General features: G+C 67.6%; 16 protein-coding genes. 8 read left to right on the forward strand and 8 right to left on the reverse strand.

Annotation, left to right across the window (positions count from 1 at the left end; all coding sequences use genetic code 11):
- The first annotated feature begins 1 nt into the window (after position 1).
- Both KF715_13835 and KF715_13840 read left to right on the forward strand, forming a co-directional pair.
- Positions 2-817, forward strand: a complete 816-nt coding sequence (locus KF715_13835) for a succinate dehydrogenase/fumarate reductase iron-sulfur subunit (GenBank protein ID MBX3737772.1) — start codon at positions 2-4, stop codon at positions 815-817.
- Positions 818-965: 148 nt separating this feature from the next.
- The gene (locus KF715_13840) at positions 966-1,205 is read left to right on the forward strand and encodes a hypothetical protein (protein MBX3737773.1); all 240 of its coding nucleotides are present in this window, start codon (positions 966-968) and stop codon (positions 1,203-1,205) included.
- Positions 1,206-1,254: 49 nt separating this feature from the next.
- Here the strand turns inward: KF715_13840 and KF715_13845 are convergent, their stop codons facing one another.
- Genes KF715_13845 through KF715_13855 form a run of 3 tightly spaced genes read right to left on the reverse strand, consistent with a single transcriptional unit; the run spans position 1,255 to position 2,697 of the window.
- Positions 1,255-1,680, reverse strand: coding sequence for a hypothetical protein (locus tag KF715_13845; GenBank protein ID MBX3737774.1), 426 nt, complete (start codon positions 1,678-1,680; stop codon positions 1,255-1,257).
- A gap of 43 nt (positions 1,681-1,723) precedes the next feature.
- The gene (locus KF715_13850) at positions 1,724-2,377 is read right to left on the reverse strand and encodes a DUF4203 domain-containing protein (GenBank protein MBX3737775.1); all 654 of its coding nucleotides are present in this window, start codon (positions 2,375-2,377) and stop codon (positions 1,724-1,726) included.
- Between the two features lie 56 nt (positions 2,378-2,433).
- Entirely contained in the window at positions 2,434-2,697 is a 264-nt protein-coding gene (locus tag KF715_13855; GenBank protein ID MBX3737776.1) for a hypothetical protein, read from the reverse strand.
- A gap of 78 nt (positions 2,698-2,775) precedes the next feature.
- Here KF715_13855 and lysA point away from each other — a divergent pair, with 78 nt between their 5' ends.
- From lysA to KF715_13880, 5 genes are all read left to right on the forward strand, one after another.
- Positions 2,776-4,083: a diaminopimelate decarboxylase gene (gene lysA / locus KF715_13860; protein ID MBX3737777.1), complete on the forward strand. Its 1,308-nt coding sequence runs from the start codon at positions 2,776-2,778 to the stop codon at positions 4,081-4,083.
- A 9-nt stretch (positions 4,084-4,092) separates the two neighbouring features.
- Complete coding sequence (locus KF715_13865) at positions 4,093-5,136, forward strand: NAD(P)-dependent glycerol-3-phosphate dehydrogenase (protein MBX3737778.1); 1,044 nt, start codon at positions 4,093-4,095, stop codon at positions 5,134-5,136.
- 73 nt (positions 5,137-5,209) lie between these two features.
- Entirely contained in the window at positions 5,210-6,346 is a 1,137-nt protein-coding gene (locus KF715_13870; protein MBX3737779.1) for a glycerate kinase, read from the forward strand.
- Complete coding sequence (locus tag KF715_13875) at positions 6,343-7,179, forward strand: cupin domain-containing protein (protein ID MBX3737780.1); 837 nt, start codon at positions 6,343-6,345, stop codon at positions 7,177-7,179. Before KF715_13870 ends, KF715_13875 begins: the two co-directional genes overlap by 4 nt.
- Positions 7,180-7,273: 94 nt before the next feature.
- Entirely contained in the window at positions 7,274-8,116 is an 843-nt protein-coding gene (locus KF715_13880; GenBank protein MBX3737781.1) for an HDOD domain-containing protein, read from the forward strand.
- 55 nt (positions 8,117-8,171) lie between these two features.
- On the opposite strand, the gene KF715_13885 is transcribed toward KF715_13880, so the two are convergent.
- Complete coding sequence (locus KF715_13885; protein ID MBX3737782.1) at positions 8,172-8,585, reverse strand: GNAT family N-acetyltransferase; 414 nt, start codon at positions 8,583-8,585, stop codon at positions 8,172-8,174.
- Between the two features lie 115 nt (positions 8,586-8,700).
- On the opposite strand from KF715_13885, the gene KF715_13890 reads away from it, so the two are divergent.
- A complete protein-coding gene (locus KF715_13890; protein ID MBX3737783.1) occupies positions 8,701-9,693 on the forward strand; it encodes an inositol monophosphatase in 993 nt (330 codons plus the stop codon).
- 14 nt (positions 9,694-9,707) lie between these two features.
- Here the strand turns inward: KF715_13890 and KF715_13895 are convergent, their stop codons facing one another.
- From KF715_13895 to KF715_13910, 4 genes are all read right to left on the reverse strand, one after another.
- Positions 9,708-12,014, reverse strand: a complete 2,307-nt coding sequence (locus tag KF715_13895; GenBank protein ID MBX3737784.1) for a glycoside hydrolase family 95 protein — start codon at positions 12,012-12,014, stop codon at positions 9,708-9,710.
- Between the two features lie 48 nt (positions 12,015-12,062).
- Positions 12,063-12,515: a hypothetical protein gene (locus KF715_13900; protein MBX3737785.1), complete on the reverse strand. Its 453-nt coding sequence runs from the start codon at positions 12,513-12,515 to the stop codon at positions 12,063-12,065.
- Between the two features lie 66 nt (positions 12,516-12,581).
- Entirely contained in the window at positions 12,582-14,543 is a 1,962-nt protein-coding gene (cadA, locus tag KF715_13905; GenBank protein MBX3737786.1) for a cadmium-translocating P-type ATPase, read from the reverse strand.
- 70 nt (positions 14,544-14,613) lie between these two features.
- On the reverse strand, positions 14,614-14,841 hold the full coding sequence (locus tag KF715_13910) for a hypothetical protein (GenBank protein MBX3737787.1): 228 nt from the start codon (positions 14,839-14,841) through the stop codon (positions 14,614-14,616).
- Positions 14,842-14,843 lie beyond the last annotated feature (2 nt).

The raw sequence follows: 14,843 nt of genomic DNA on the forward strand, positions 1-14,843 counted from the left end.
CATGGTCGCTCACGGTCCCACCTCCAAGAAGCTTTTCAACGTCACCCTCCGCGTCTGGCGCCAAGCCGGTCCGTCCGCGTCCGGCAAGTTCGTCGACTACCCCGCGACGAACGTGAATCCCGACATGTCCTTCCTCGAGTTGCTCGACGTCGTGAACGACGAGCTGACGAAGAAAGGCGAGGAACCGATCGCGTTCGCGCACGACTGCCGCGAAGGCATCTGCGGCACCTGCTCGTGCACGATTAACGGCAAGCCGCACGGTCCCGGCAAAGGCATCGCCACCTGCCAGACCTACATGCGCTCCTTCAAGGACGGCGACACCATCCTCGTCGAGCCCTTCCGCGCGAAAGCATTCGCGATCCAGAAGGACCTGATGACGGACCGCTCCGCCTTCGACAAAATCCAGCAGGCTGGCGGCTTCATCTCCGTCCGCACTGGCGCCGCGCCCGACGCGAATTCCATTCCGGTGCCGAAGGAAGACGCCGACCTCGCGATGGACGCCGCCCAATGCATCGGCTGCGGTGCCTGCGTCGCGGCCTGCAAGAACGCCTCCGCGATGCTCTTCGTCGCCGCCAAGGTCTCGCAGTTCGCACTCCTCCCGCAGGGACAGCCCGAGCGCGAGCGCCGCGTGCTCGCGATGGTGAAGACGATGGACGACCTCGGCTTCGGCAACTGCACCAACCAATACGAGTGCAGCGCCGTGTGCCCGAAACTCATCTCGCACGATTTCATCGCGCGCCTGAACCGCGAATACGTCCGCGCCCTCGTGAAGACGAAGTTCAGCCCCGTCTCCAACGCGAGCGGCGGCGCGGGCTGAGCGAACATCCAGTTCCCATTCGTCAACGGCGCGGTTCTCCGCGCCGTTTTTTTCCCCCAGCCGTTTATCCCGCCCCTCCGCCGTTCGGCCCGGGGGTGCAACTTTCGCGCGGTTCCCGGGTTTTCATGGCACCAACTCACTGATCCCTATGAAAACCGCTCTGATCTCCTTCCTCGCCGCGACCGCCACCGGTCTCGTTTTCTTTGCGAGCGGTGCCATCGACACCGCCGAATTTTCCGCCCTCTTCTTCGCCGCCGGTCTCGCGGCCTGGACGCTCGAGCAATACAGCCGCGAGTATCGGCCGCTCAACCTTGCCCGGCCCATCCGCCTCCCGGCGCCGCTCGGTGTCCGTCACATTGAGTCGCGAGTCGGCCGGCTCGCCGCCTAAAGGCGAACGGATTTCGGGCAGCGGCGCTGGAGCGATCCGGCGCCGCTTTTTATTTCAACACCACGGTGCCGCTGCCGGAGAGCCTCAGTTTCTCCGTGTTCTCGTCGTAAAGCGTCACGATCACCTGCGTGTCGAGTTGGTAGCGCGCGGTCCCCGATGGGATAACCGCGCCCTTCTCGGCCGTGAAGATGCCGCTCTGCTCCACGGCCACACTGGCCGGGATGCCCATGGCGTGCTTGATCGCGATCGTGCCCACCGGCTTGCCGTCGATCAGCACGCGCGTCGTCGTTTCCTTGAAATTGTAGGCCACGACCCCGCGGTTCAAAAAGCGCAGCGTCGCCTTCCCGTTGCCGTCGGTGCCCCGGTCGAGGGAGACCAACTCGAGATCGACGCTCACGGGGATGTGGCTGCCGCAACCGGTGAACGACACGACCAATGCGAAAGCGGCGCAGAAAACCAACAGGGTGTTTTTCATGGGGAAAGGGCAGTGTGCGGCCCGGCCGGCGCGCGGCAAGGCGTTAGTCCTTCTCGGACTTTTCCTTTTTGTCCTTCTTCTTTTTCGCGCCGGAGCCTCCGCCACCCTTGCCGCCGCCGATTTCGAATTGCGCGATCGCGCCCACCGCTGCGAGCACGAGCACCGATGGGAAAACCCAGGTGTTCGTGTCGATCACGGCCGGGATCTGCTGCGGCTGCCGGATGTAGTAGATCCAATCCAGCTGATTGGTGAAATACATCAGCGCGAGGATCGCGCGGAACGACCCCATCAACGCCGTTGCGAGGATGATCACCACGCGTTGCAGCTTCACCGCGGCGATGCCGCCGATGAGGCCCACGATCACCGCGGCGAGCAGCGCGACCATCCGGTGGAAATGGGAAAGCAGCAGCAGCGCGAGCGTCGCCCCGAAGCCGAAGCCCGCAATGAACACGCCGGCGAGATAGAGCAGGAACGCCAGCCCCGCGCCGAGCAACGCGCCGACGAGCAGCGCCGCGATTTCCGCGCCGCTGCCGAGGCCGGCGGCTTGCGCCGCCATTTGCGCGAGGATGGCACCGGTGACTGCGCCGAGCAGCGTGATGGTCAGCTTGAAAACGCGATACCCGAAGAAACAGTCGAGGAGCCCCCACACGAGGGCGGCGACGGAAAACCACGGATACAGGTCGGCGTCGATATGCACCGGTCGAGGCAAGCGCGACCGCCTGCGCCGCGCAACTTACTTTGCGCCCGCCTCGCTCAGAAAATCGAGACCGCTCGCGCGCTCTCGATCACCACCCACGCTACCGCGAACGCCGCCGCCCACATCAGGGCCGACTTGGCGAAGCGCCGGCGCTGCAGGGAGCGTTCGTAGGTGTCCACCGTGTGCGTGCGATAGCCGCTCGACTCGAGAAAGCTCACGAACTGCGCGCGGCGCGAGCTGGTCGTCCGCAGCCGCTGGTCGAGCCGGCGCGGCGGGCGCGCGGGCACACGTTGCAGCAATTGACGGAGGAACCTGCTCACGTGAAAACTCATTTGGAAATCGCTCTTCCGTTCAAGGGCAATCTAGGTATTCCCCTGCCTTTCATCGCGACTTTACCCGTGCACCACTTCCACTACGTCGGGAATCAACTCCACGCCGAGGGCGTCGATCTCAGCACGGTCGCGGGCCTTCACGGCACGCCGACCTACGTCTACAGCGCGCAAACGATCGCGGACAACTACCGCAGACTCGCCGCCAGCCTCTCGGGCCTCGATCTGAAGATCTGCTACGCGATGAAGGCGAATTCGACGCTCTCCGTCCTGCGCCACTTCGCCAACCTCGGTGCGGCCTTCGACCTCGTCAGCGGCGGCGAACTCCGCCGCGTGGTCGTCGCTGGCGGCTCGCCCGGCGAGAGCGTCTTTGCCGGCGTCGGCAAATCCGAAGCCGAAATCCGCCTCGCGCTCGAGACCGGTGTTTACAGCTTCCACGTCGAGAGCGAGCCCGAGCTCGCCCGCATCGATCGCCTCGCCGGCCAGCTCGGCAAAAAAGCACCGATCGCCATCCGCATCAACCCCGACGTCGACGCCCACACGCACGCCAAGATCACCACCGGCAAGAGCGAGAACAAGTTCGGCATCCCGCTGAAGTTCGCCGCCGCCGCCTACGCCGCCGCCGCGAAATACCCGCACGTCGAGCTCACGGGGGTGCAGATGCACATCGGCTCGCAGCTCACGCAGGTCGGCCCGTTCGTCGAGGCCGCGCAGAAGGTGCTGCCGTTCGTCGAGGAGCTGAAAAAACTCTACGGCATCCGCTACTTCTCCGTCGGCGGTGGCATCGGCGTCGTCTATCAGGATGCCCTCGCCAGCGGCGCCGCCGCGTGGTGGGACGCGAAACCCGAGGGCGAGCGCCCGCTGACGCCCGAGGCCTACGGCGCCGCGCTGAAGCCGCTTCTCGCGCCGCTCGGCCTGAAAATTCTCCTCGAACCCGGCCGCTTCCTCGTCGGCAACGCCGGCGTGCTCGTCTCGCGCGTCGAATACGTGAAGCGCGGCCAGGGCAAATCGTTCGTCATCCTCGACGCGGCGATGAACGACCTCGTCCGCCCCGCGATGTATGAGGCCTACCACGAACTCGTGCCGGTCGTGCGCGACTCCGCGCGCCCCGCGCTGACGGCCGACATCGTCGGACCCGTTTGCGAGAGCGGCGATTGCTTTGCCAAGGATCGCACGCTGCAGGAGGTGCGCGAAGGCGAACTCGTCGCGTTCATGACCGCCGGCGCCTACGGCTACACCATGGCCGGCCGCTACAACACCCGTCCGATGCCCGCCGAGGTGCTCGTCTCCGGCAACCGCTTCGAACTCGTCAACGCCCGCGAAGCCTACGAAAACATGTTCGCCGGGGAGAAGATTCCCGGTTTCCTGAAAAGCTGATTACCCCGCGTGACGGAAGAGCAGTCAGTTCGTTTTGCCATCATCGGCGCCGGCGCCTGGGGCACGGCCGTGGCTGCGCACCTCGCGCGCTGCGGGCAGAATGCCACGCTCATCACCCGCCGCTCCGAGCACGCGCTCGCGATGCAGCTCGCGCGCGAGAACCGCGATTATCTGCCCGGCATCAAGCTCCCGGAAAATCTCACCGTCACCTCCGATTTTCGCGCCGGCCTCATCGGCGCCGATGTCGTGCTCGTCGCCAGCCCCTCGCACGCGCTGCGCGCCTGGTGCGAGCAGATCAAGACCGTGCTCGCTGAGGCCGAGCGCCTCCGGCTCTTCATCAGTCTCGTCAAGGGCCTCGAAATCGGCACGCACCTGCGTCCGAGCGAGGTCATGGCCGAAATCCTCCCCGGCGTGAACGTCGCGACGCTCACCGGCCCGACCAACGCGGCCGAAGTCGCGCGCGGGTTGCCCGCCGCGATGGTGCTCGCCGCCGCGCGCTCCGATGCGTTCGTCGCCCGTGTGCAGGCCGCCATGAGCAGCCCGTCGCTGCGCATCTACACCAGCGACGACCTGCCCGGCGCCGAATACGGCGCGTGCCTGAAAAACATCTACGCGATCGCGTCCGGCTTTTGCGACGGTCTCAAGCTCGGCGACAACGCCAAGGCCGCCCTGCTCACGCGCGCGCTGACCGAGATGGTCCGCGTCGGCGAAGCGCTCGGCGCCAAACGCGAGACCTTCTACGGCCTTTCCGGTTTCGGCGACCTCGTCGCGACCTGCCACGGCGCGTGGAGCCGTAATCGCGAGTTCGGTCAGCGCATCGGCGAGGGCAAAACGGTCGAGGAGTTGATGGCCGGTCGCAAAACTGTCGTCGAAGGCCACCGTTCCACCGACGCGTTTCACGGCCTCTGCGTCGAGCGCGGCATCACGGCGCCGATCATGACCGAGGTGCGATCGATCCTCTACGAAAACAAGAAACCGGCCGACGCGCTCTACGCGCTCATGACGCGCGAGCTGAAGCGCGAGACGCACGCTCCCTTCGCGGTGAAGGCCTGACGCCGCGGCACGCGGAACCGACGGCAGCCGGCCCGGAAAAAATCCCCCTGCCTTCCCCTTGGCCGAAACTCCCATGCGTGCTCTCGTCGCGTTCGACAAATTCAAGGACTCCCTCGACGCAGCCGCGGCGTGTCGCATCGCCGCTGAAGCCCTGCGCAGCGCGCGGCCCGACTGGCAGATCGAACTCTGCCCGCTCGCCGACGGCGGTGATGGCTTCGCGGAAATCCTGACGCGCGCCGCCGGAGGCGAACTGCGCCGCGTGACGGTCACCGGCCCGCTCGGCACGCCGGTCGAGGCGCAGTTCGGCCTCGCTGAAGCGCCCGCCGCGGCGCGGCCGCTGGTGGGCGCCGGAAAAATCGCGCTCATCGAAATGGCGCAGGCGTCCGGTCTCGCCCTCGTTCCGCCGGCGCAACGCAACCCGTGGCGGACGACGACGCGCGGCACCGGCGAACTCATCCTCGCCGCCGCGCGCGAGAACGTTTCCGCCATCGTGCTCGGTGTCGGTGGCAGCGCGACGCACGACGCCGGTCTCGGCGCGCTCGCCGCACTCGGCCTCACGGCGCGCGCGGCGGACGGGGCGGCGATCGAGAATCCGATTCCCGAAACCTGGGCTGCGTTGGCGAAGATCGACGGCCGCATCGCGACGCCATTGCCGCCGCTCTACGTCGCCACGGATGTGACGAACCCGCTCATGGGCACGTTCGGCGCCGCGAGCGTCTACGCCCCGCAGAAGGGATTGCTCGAGGAGGATTTCACGCGGCTCGAATACATGACCGGCCGCGTCGCCGCGATGCTGTGCACACTCGCGGGCAAACATCCGCTGCTCTGCGAGACACCCGGTTGCGGCGCCGCGGGCGGGCTGGCCTTCGGACTGCATTGCGCTGCGGACGCGACGCTGTTGCGCGGTTTCGATCTGGTTTCCGCGTGGCTCGGACTCGACACGCGCCTCGCCACGGCGGACATCGTGATCACAGGCGAGGGGCGTTTCGATGCGAGCTCGCTCGCCGGCAAGGCGGCGGGCGAAATCGCGCGTCGCGCGCTCGCGCTCGGGAAAAGGGTCCACGTCTTCGCCGGCGCTGTTGCGACGCCCCCGGAGGGATTTCTCGCTCATTCGATCACGCCGTCGGGCACCGACCTCGCGACCGCCCTGCGCGGTGCGCCGGAAAATCTCGCCGCCGCCGTGCGCGACGCTTTCACCCGCTTCCCATGAAAACCCGCTGTTCGATCCTTGTTCTCGGCGCCGTGCTGCTCGCGGCCGGTCGTTTGTGCTCCGCGGAGAAGCCCGCCTTTCCCGTGCACGAAATGCCGGGCGGCTCCTTCGTCGTGCATGCGTCCGAGGTGAAGGAACAGGTCAAGCCGACCAGCGCGCGCGCGGACTATTGCGATCAGGCGACGCCGACGCTCACGCGCTTCGAGGTGCATCGCACGACGCTCCAGCCCGGGGCGAAGCCGCACGACGCCCACCGCCACGAGCGCGAGGAGATGATGATCCTCCTCGACGGCGAGCTCGAGGCCTCCATCGAGGGCGTCTACACCCGCATCGGCGCCGGCTCGGTGCTGTTCATGGCGTCGAACGATCTTCACGGGGTGAAGAACGTCGGGGAAAAGCCCGCGACCTACCTCGTGTTGAATTTCTACACCGCCGCCGGCGCAAAAATCCCGCCGGGCAAGAAGCCCGCGATCAGCTCGACGGTTTGGGATTGGGCGAAGATCCCGGTGAAGTCCTCCCCGGCGACCGAGCGGCGCGACTTCGTGAACGCCAGCACGCGCACGCTCCCGAAGTTCGAACTGCATGTCACGACCTTGCATGCCGGCGCTCCGCAGCACGGCGGCAAGCATCCCGACGAACAGTTCTTCGTGATGAAGGAGGGGCAGATGGACGCCGTGGCGGGGGGCCAGACGATCCGCGTCGGCCCGGGCGACCTCTTCTTCGCCGCCTCGGACCAGGAGTTTGGCTGGCATCATGTAGGCGATCAGCCAGCCACTTACTACGTTGTGCGTTTCAGCACGCCGGCGACGCCGAGCGCGCCCGCGGCGCATTAATGGCGTTCCGTTGGGCTTTTGGCCGGCTACTGGGAGAGAGGCCCGGGAATAATTCCCTCAAGCGCCCGGGCGGACGTCCGATGCAACGCATCGGATGATTAGCATCACAGTATCTGAACAGGAGCTGCAGGCGGTAGCCGCGCGGCTCCCGACCGCGCCGCGTCTGCTCGTCGAGCTGGGCCAGCTCATGAACGACCCGGCGGCGGACGCGACGGATGTCGTTGGCCTGTTGAGGCGCGACCCGCCGTTGGTGGCGCAGGTCATCCGCATCTCGAACAGCGCGGCCTATTGCCCGAGCGAGCCGATCGGTTCCCTCGAACGCGCGATCGCTTTCGTCGGCTTCGCCGAAGTCCACCGTCTGGTCGGTGTCGTCGCCAACGCCCAACTCGCCGAGCAACGGCTGCGCCTGTATCCGTTCAACGCGGCGCACCTGCGGCAGAACACGCTGTTCGTCGCCTTGCTGATGGAGGAAATGGCCAAGCCCGCGGGCGAACGCCCCCGCAGCTGCTACACGGTCGGCCTCCTGCGCACGATTGGCATGATGGCGCTCGAACGCCTCACGCACGACGACCGGAATATCCCGCCCTTCCGTGACAGCGGCGAAACTGCGCTCGATGCGTGGGAGCAGAAGCACTGGGGCATCACCAACGTCGAAGCGGCCGAGAAGATTCTCCTGCACTGGCGCCTCCCGCACGAGACGGTGACGGCGATCCGCTATCACTATCAGCCTGCCGGGAAGCACAACCCGATCATTCACCTGTTGAAACTTGCCGCCACCGCCGCCTCCGATCGCTTCGGCGGGCTGCCCGGCGAGGAGAGCTATTGGCACGTTACGCCTGACAACTTCGCCAAGGCGGGCATCACCGAGCGCGATTTCCAGATCGCGTGCGAGCGCGCCCAGCGAAAGTTCGAACAACTGAAAGACGCCGTCGGCTGAGCGCCGGACGCTCCGGGTTGCGTTTGCCGCGGTTCGAGCGCGCGGGATTCGCGCGCTAGAGCCGCGCCTCCATGCGCAGGAAGCCGCGCTCCTCGCGCGCGTCGGCAAAACCGAGCTGACGGTAAAGCGCCCGTGCGCGCCGGTTTTCCGGATAGACGTAGAGCGAAAACGCATGGACGGGCAGGAACGTCGGCGCGATCTGCATCAGCTGCACGCACAGCACGCGCCCCAGCCCCTGGCCGCGCCGCGCCGGCGCGACAATGATGCGGGCGAGATGGGCGAAGCCATCCTCGCGGGTCATCACCTGACCAAAGCCCACGACTTCTCCGTCCGTCGTGGCGCAAAGCACGAACGCGGCGCCGGGCGCGTGATGCAGGTTGTCCCACAACTGTTCCGGCGAGACCGGAAAGCCGATCGTCGGCCCCGCCCACAGGCGCGTCGCGTCGGCGTCGGGCGCCCACGCAAGCACGCCAGCGAGATCCTCGAGGCGTGCGGGTCGGAGCCGATAGGCGACATTCACGTCGGCAGCTTGCGCCGGATTTTCGGTCTCGTCAGCACCGCTCTTCGGCCGGAAAACTGCCGGCGTGAATCTCGAACGCGCCCGCCGTTTGCTCTGCCGCCTGCAGGATGAAATTCGCCAGGAGCTCGTCGCTGCGCGCCGCCGCGGTTCCGCCCGGCTCGGACGCGTCGCCAAAATCACCGCGGCGGACACGATTTACGCCGTGGACGAGGTGAGCGAAGCGGCCGTGCTCGCGTGGCTCGAGCGGCACTGGCCGCGGGCGTGGCCCGTGGAACTCGTGATGGAAGGCCTGGAAGACGGCGGAACTGTCACCTTCCCGCGGGACACGCCAGTGGCGGCGACGCGGTGGAAGCTCATTCTTGATCCGATCGATGGCACGCGGGGCCTGATGTTCGACAAACGCAGCGCATGGAGCCTCGCCGCACTGGCGCCCCAGCGCGGCGCGAAGAACACGCTCGCCGATCTCGTGGTCGCCGCGATGACGGAGCTGCCGACGACCAAGCAAGGCTGGGCCGATCAGCTCAGCGCCGTGCGCGGTCGCGGCGTGCGGGCCGAGCGCGTGGACTTGCGCACGGGGCGGCGGAGCAAATGGCGGCCGCGTCCGTCGACGGCGCGCGACGTGACGCATGGCTTCGCATCGTTCGCGAAGTTTTTCCCGGAGGGGAAAAACTGGATCGCCGCGCGCGAGGAAGCGCTGTGGCACGCACTCGGCGTGAGCGGCGCGGCCGGTGGGCAGCCGGTCTTCGACGACCAGTATCTCTCGACCGGCGGACAGCTCCACGAGCTGATCGTCGGACACGACCGCTTTGTCGCGGACGTGCGGCCGCTGGCTTTCGAGCGGCTCGGGCTCGCGCGCGGCGCGGCGCTGGCTTGTCACCCCTACGACATTTGCACGGCGCTGATCGCGCAGGAAGTCGGCTGCGTCGTGACGGCGCTCGACGGCAAGCCACTGCGCGCGCCGCTCGACACGACGAGTCCGGTGGCCTGGGTTGGCTACGCGAACCTCACCCTCGCACGCCGCATCGCGCCGAAATTGAGGCGCGTGTTGGCCAAGTAACCTGCGCCATTGGCTCAGCGCCAGACGTAGGTTTGGCCAGCGTTGACGGCCAGCGGGCGGGTCTCGCCGCCGTAGCGCACCGTCGTGGTGCGACCGAGCGTGGAGACGATGCGGGCCTCGGTGAGTTTGCCGTCGGCCCACGCGAGGTCGACCGTGTAGCCGCCGCGGGCGCGAAGGCCGGTGACGCGACCTGTTTTCCAGGCGGAGGGCAGCGCGGGCAGCAGGTGCAGTTCGTCATTCTGGCTTTGCAGCAGCATCTCGGCGATGGCGGCGGTGGCGCCGAAATTGCCGTCGATCTGGAACGGCGGGTGCGCGTCGAAGAGATTCGGGTAGGTGCCGCCGTGCGAGGAATTCTGCGGTGTAGCCGGGTCGACAAACAAGAGCTGACGCATGAGCATCCGGTGCGCGTGGTCGCCGTCGAGGAGGCGCGCCCAGAAGTTGATTTTCCAAGCGAGCGACCAGCCGGTGCCGTCGTCGCCGCGGAATTCGAGCGAGCGACGCGCAGCGGCAAACAGGTCCGGTGTGCGCGGCGTGATTTCGTTACCGGGATGCAAAGCCCAGAGGTGCGAGACGTGGCGGTGCGTGTTCTGCGGGTCGTCGAGGTCGGCGAGCAGCCATTCCTGCAGCTGGCTATGCTGGCCGATTTTGTTAGGGATGAGTTTCGCCGCGGTGGCGCGCAGTTGCGCCGCGAACGCCGCGTCGGTGCCGAGTTCATCGGCCGCGCGCGCGGTCCAGTCGAAGAGTCCGCGCAGGATCTGGTGATCCATCGCCGGTGCCATCACGAGGCCGCCTTGCTCGGGCGAGTTGGAAGGACCGGACATGAGCTGGCCGTTGCCGCCGGGCGCGGGCACGAGCGTATCGAGGAAAAATTCCGCCGCGCCGCGCATCAACGGATACGCGCGCGAGAGGAACACGCGGTCGCCGCTGAATTGGTAGTGTTCCCACAGGCTCTGACAGAGCCACGCGCCGCCCATCGGCCAGATGCCGTGGTTCGAGGCGTTGATCGGCGCGGTGCCGCGCCAGAGGTCGGTGTTGTGATGCAGCACCCAGCCGCGCGCGCCGTAGTGCTCGCGGGCGGTCAGCTGGCCGCTGGGCACGAGGTCCGCGATCATCGCGAAGAGCGGCTCCGCGCATTCGGGCAACGCGGTGACCTCGGCGGGCCAGTAGTTCATCTCGGTGTTGATGTTCACCGTGTATTTGCTGCCCCACGCCGGTTTGAGATCCTGATTCCAGACGCCCTGAAGATTCGCGGGCTGATCACCGGGTCGGCTGCTCGCGATGAGCAGATAGCGGCCGAATTGGAAGACGAGCGCGGCGAGTTGCGGGTCGAAGGATTTGTCCGCGGCGCGCAGGCGTCGATCCGTCGGCAGCGCAGCGGCAGGCGATGTGCCGAGGTCGAGCGTCACGCGGCGAAAAAGCGCGCGGTGATCGGCTTGATGTTCGGCGAGCAGCGCGTCGGGCGAGGTCGCGGCGAGCGATTGCAGTTGGGCCGTGCAACGCGCGACGAGATCGGCGTCGGTGGAGAGTTCGCGCGAGTTGACGAAGTTCGTCGCGGCCGTGAGCACGAGTGTGACGCGGTCGGCGGCCGTCACCTGTAAGGTGTCGCCTACGCGCGCGGTGGCGCCGCCTTCGACGCGCGCGTGCACCTGGGCGGCGAAGCGCATGGCGCCGTCTTGCACGCGGCCTTCGAGGGCGAGTCCGGGTAACGAGGTCGTGCGCGGCGTGCTGCCCACATGCGGACTCGTGAGGCGGAGCGCGAAGGTGAGCTGGCCCGGTCGATTGGCGGTCAGCCGCACGACGATCGCACTGGCGGGGTGACTGGCGAAGACTTCGCGCGTGAAAATCGTGTCGCCGACGCGGTAGTGCGTCGTGGCGACGGCGTCGTCGAGATCGAGTTCACGACGGTAGTCGGTGGCGGATTCGTGACCCGGGAAGGCGAACTCGAGATCGCCGCACGGCTGATAGCTCTGCTGCCGGAGCGGTTCGCCCATGAATTCCCGCAGCGCGAGCGTTTCGGCTTCCTTTTGTTTTCCGGCGGCCAGCAAGGCCCGGATTTCCGGCAGGAATTTCGCTGCACCGACATGGTGATACGAGTGCGGCGCGCCGGTCCACAGCGTGTCTTCGTTGAACTGGATGCGCTCCGTCGCCGTGCCGCCGAAGACCATTGCACCCATGCGGCCGTTGCCGATGGGCAGTGTTTCGACCCACGCGGAGGCGGGCTGCTGATACCAGAGGCGCAGGTCGCTCGCACCCGCAGAGTGGGCCGCGACCGACAATCCGAGAAGGCAAAGCAGCGACCGGAAGTGCGTCGGAAAGAGCATTGCCCGCAGCCAACGCCATCCCGCCGCGTGCGGCAAGGCGCCGCCGCGTCAGTCTTTCGTCTGTTCGATCGCCGTCACCTTGCCGTTCTGGAAAGTCACGCGGATGCGTTCTTCGACCTCGGGACGATACAGGTCGGCGAACACCGGCTCGTAGTAGACGCGGTAGGTGTTCAGGTAGCGATCGTAGTAGACGCGGCGGTGGTAGCCGGCGAAGCGCGTGCCGTCGTAGCGTTCGAAATACGTGCTGTAGACCCAGATGGTTTGCGCGCCGCTGGCGGTGCGCGATTCGCGCTTCTGGTCGGGCGCGCCGAGGGCGAGGTAAACCATGTCTTCGGTGTAGCCGATATCGATGATGCCCTGCTTGATCTTGTTTTGCGTCGCGGCGTCGAGGCTGGCGAAGAGCTGCGGGTTCTGCGCGATGCGGCGGTCGACGGTCTCGCAGCCGGCGACGAACAACAACGCCGCGAGCGCGAGCACGGAGGAAAGAAAGCGTGGATGCATGATGAAAGGGGAGACGGCGGAAAACCTAGCCAGGTTCCACGGGATTTCCAGCGGACAGGCCCCGACTCACAGCCGGGCGCGGCGGAGGCGGAGGGCGTTGGACACGACGGTGATGGAGCTGACGCTCATCGCCGCGCCGGCGAACATCGGGCTGAGCGACCAGCCGAAGAGCGGCGCGAACACGCCGGCGGCGAGCGGCAGGCCGAGGCCGTTGTAGAAGAACGCCCAGAATAGGTTCTGCCGGATGTTGCCCATGACCGCGCGACTGAGGTGCACTGCGCGCACGAGCGCCTGCAGGTCGCCCTTCACGAGCACAAGGCCGGCGCTGTGCATCGCGACGTCCGTGCCGGTGCCCATCGCGATACCGATGTCGGCGGCGGCGAGCGCAGGCGCGTCGTTGAGACCGTCGCCGGCGAACACGACGCGCTCGCCGTGCGCTTGGTGCTCGCGGACGAGTTCTTGCTTCCTTGCGGGGGTGACCTCGGCGTGAAAGCCGTCGAGTTTCAGTTCGCGTGCGATCGCTTCCGCCGTCGCCGTGCGGTCTCCCGTGACCATGAAGACGCGGAAACCGCGCCGCTGCAGCTCGGCGATGGTGGCGGGCGTGGTGGGCTTGATGCGGTCGGACAGCGCGAGCGTGCCGGCGAACTGGCCGTCGACGTGCACGCTGACGACCGTGGCGTGCGGCAGCGCCGGCAGGTGCGCGCCGGGCGCGCGGCCGACGACGACTTCGCGCCGGCCGACGCGGGCGCGCACGCCGAAGCCGGGTGTGGCGGCGAAGTCGGCGACCGGCGGCAGCTCGAGGCTGCGCTGGAAGGCCGCGGCGACGATGGCGCGGCCGAGCGGGTGCTCGCTGGGCGATTCGGCGGCGGCGGCGAGCCTAAAGAGCTCGTCGTCGGTGAAACCCGGCGCGGCGGCGAAAGCCACCAGCTCGGGCCGGCCCTCGGTGAGCGTGCCGGTCTTGTCGATCAGCAGCGTGGTGGCGCCGGCGAGCGCCTCGAGCGCGGCGGCGTTCTTCACCAGCACGCCGGCCTGTGCGCCGCGGCCGATGCCGGTGACGAGCGACATCGGCGTGGCGAGGCCGAGGGCGCAGGGGCAGGCGATGATGAGCACGGAGACGGCGTTGATCAGGCCGAGGAGCCAGCCGCGCTCCGGCACGAGGAGCGTCCAGGCGACGAACGACGTCGCGGCGATCGCGAGCACGACCGGGAAGAACCAGGTGATGATGCGGTCGGCGACGCGCGCGATCGGCGGCTCGCTCTCGAGCGCTTCCTCGACGAGGCGGACGATCTGGGCCAGGAGCGTGTCGGCGCCGACGTGCTCGGCGCGGTAGACGAAGGAGCCCGTGGTGTTGAGCGTGCCGGCGCTGATCTTGTCGCCGACGGATTTGGCGACAGGCAGCGGTTCGCCGGTGAGCATGGACTCGTCGATCTCGGTGGCGCCGCTCGTCAGCGCGCCGTCGACGGGAAGATTTTCGCCCGGGCGCACGCGGAGCAGGTCGCCCGGTCGGACGTCCTCGACCGCGACGTCACGCTCGGAACCGTCCGCCTCGACGCGGTGGGCGAGCTTGGGCGTCAGGCGCATGAGCGCGCGGATCGCGGCGTCGGTGCGCGCGGTGGCGCGCTGCTCGAGGATCTGGCCGAGGAGGACGATCGTCGTGGTGAAGGCCGTTGCCTCGAAGTAGAGCGAGGCTCCGTGGGCGGTGAAGAAGTTCGCCGGCAGGTGTTCCCAGAGGACGGTGACGGCGGCGCTGAAGAAATAGGCCGCGCCGGTGCCGGTGACAGTGAGCAGGAACATGTTCGGATCGCGTTCCCGGATCGCCTTCACCCAGCGGCGGATGAACGGCAAGCCGCACCAGAAGAACACCGGGGTCGTCAGCACGAACTGCACCCACGCCGACTGCTGCATCGTCAGGTAGTCGTAGAGCGTGTGCGAAAACATCGGCGCCATCGCGAGCACGAGCACGGGCAGCGACAGCGCCGCGGCGACATAGAGCTTGGGCCGCAGGTAGCGCTCGTGCGGCAGCCCCATGTGGACGGGCTGGTCGGGAGGAGGGAGCGCCGGCGCGGACGCTGAGGGAGAATGGGAATGAGGTGGCATTTCAGCGAGGGAGTCCGGGTGCGGCCGGGCGCGGAGCGGTCGGACCGGAATCCGTCGCACCGTAGGCAAGGAAGAGGAGGAAGGCCAGCGCGATGGGCAGCAGGGCGCGCAGGAGCAATCGACGTTGCGGATAGCCGAGCCAATAGGGCTCGAGCGGGAAGCTCTCGCGGGCCGCGGCGGCCGGCGGGGCGGCGGGAGTCGCGTGGGGTTGGGCACGGGCGTTCGGCATGG

It is taken from the genome of Candidatus Didemnitutus sp. (assembly GCA_019634575.1).
GTDB lineage: Bacteria > Verrucomicrobiota > Verrucomicrobiia > Opitutales > Opitutaceae > Didemnitutus.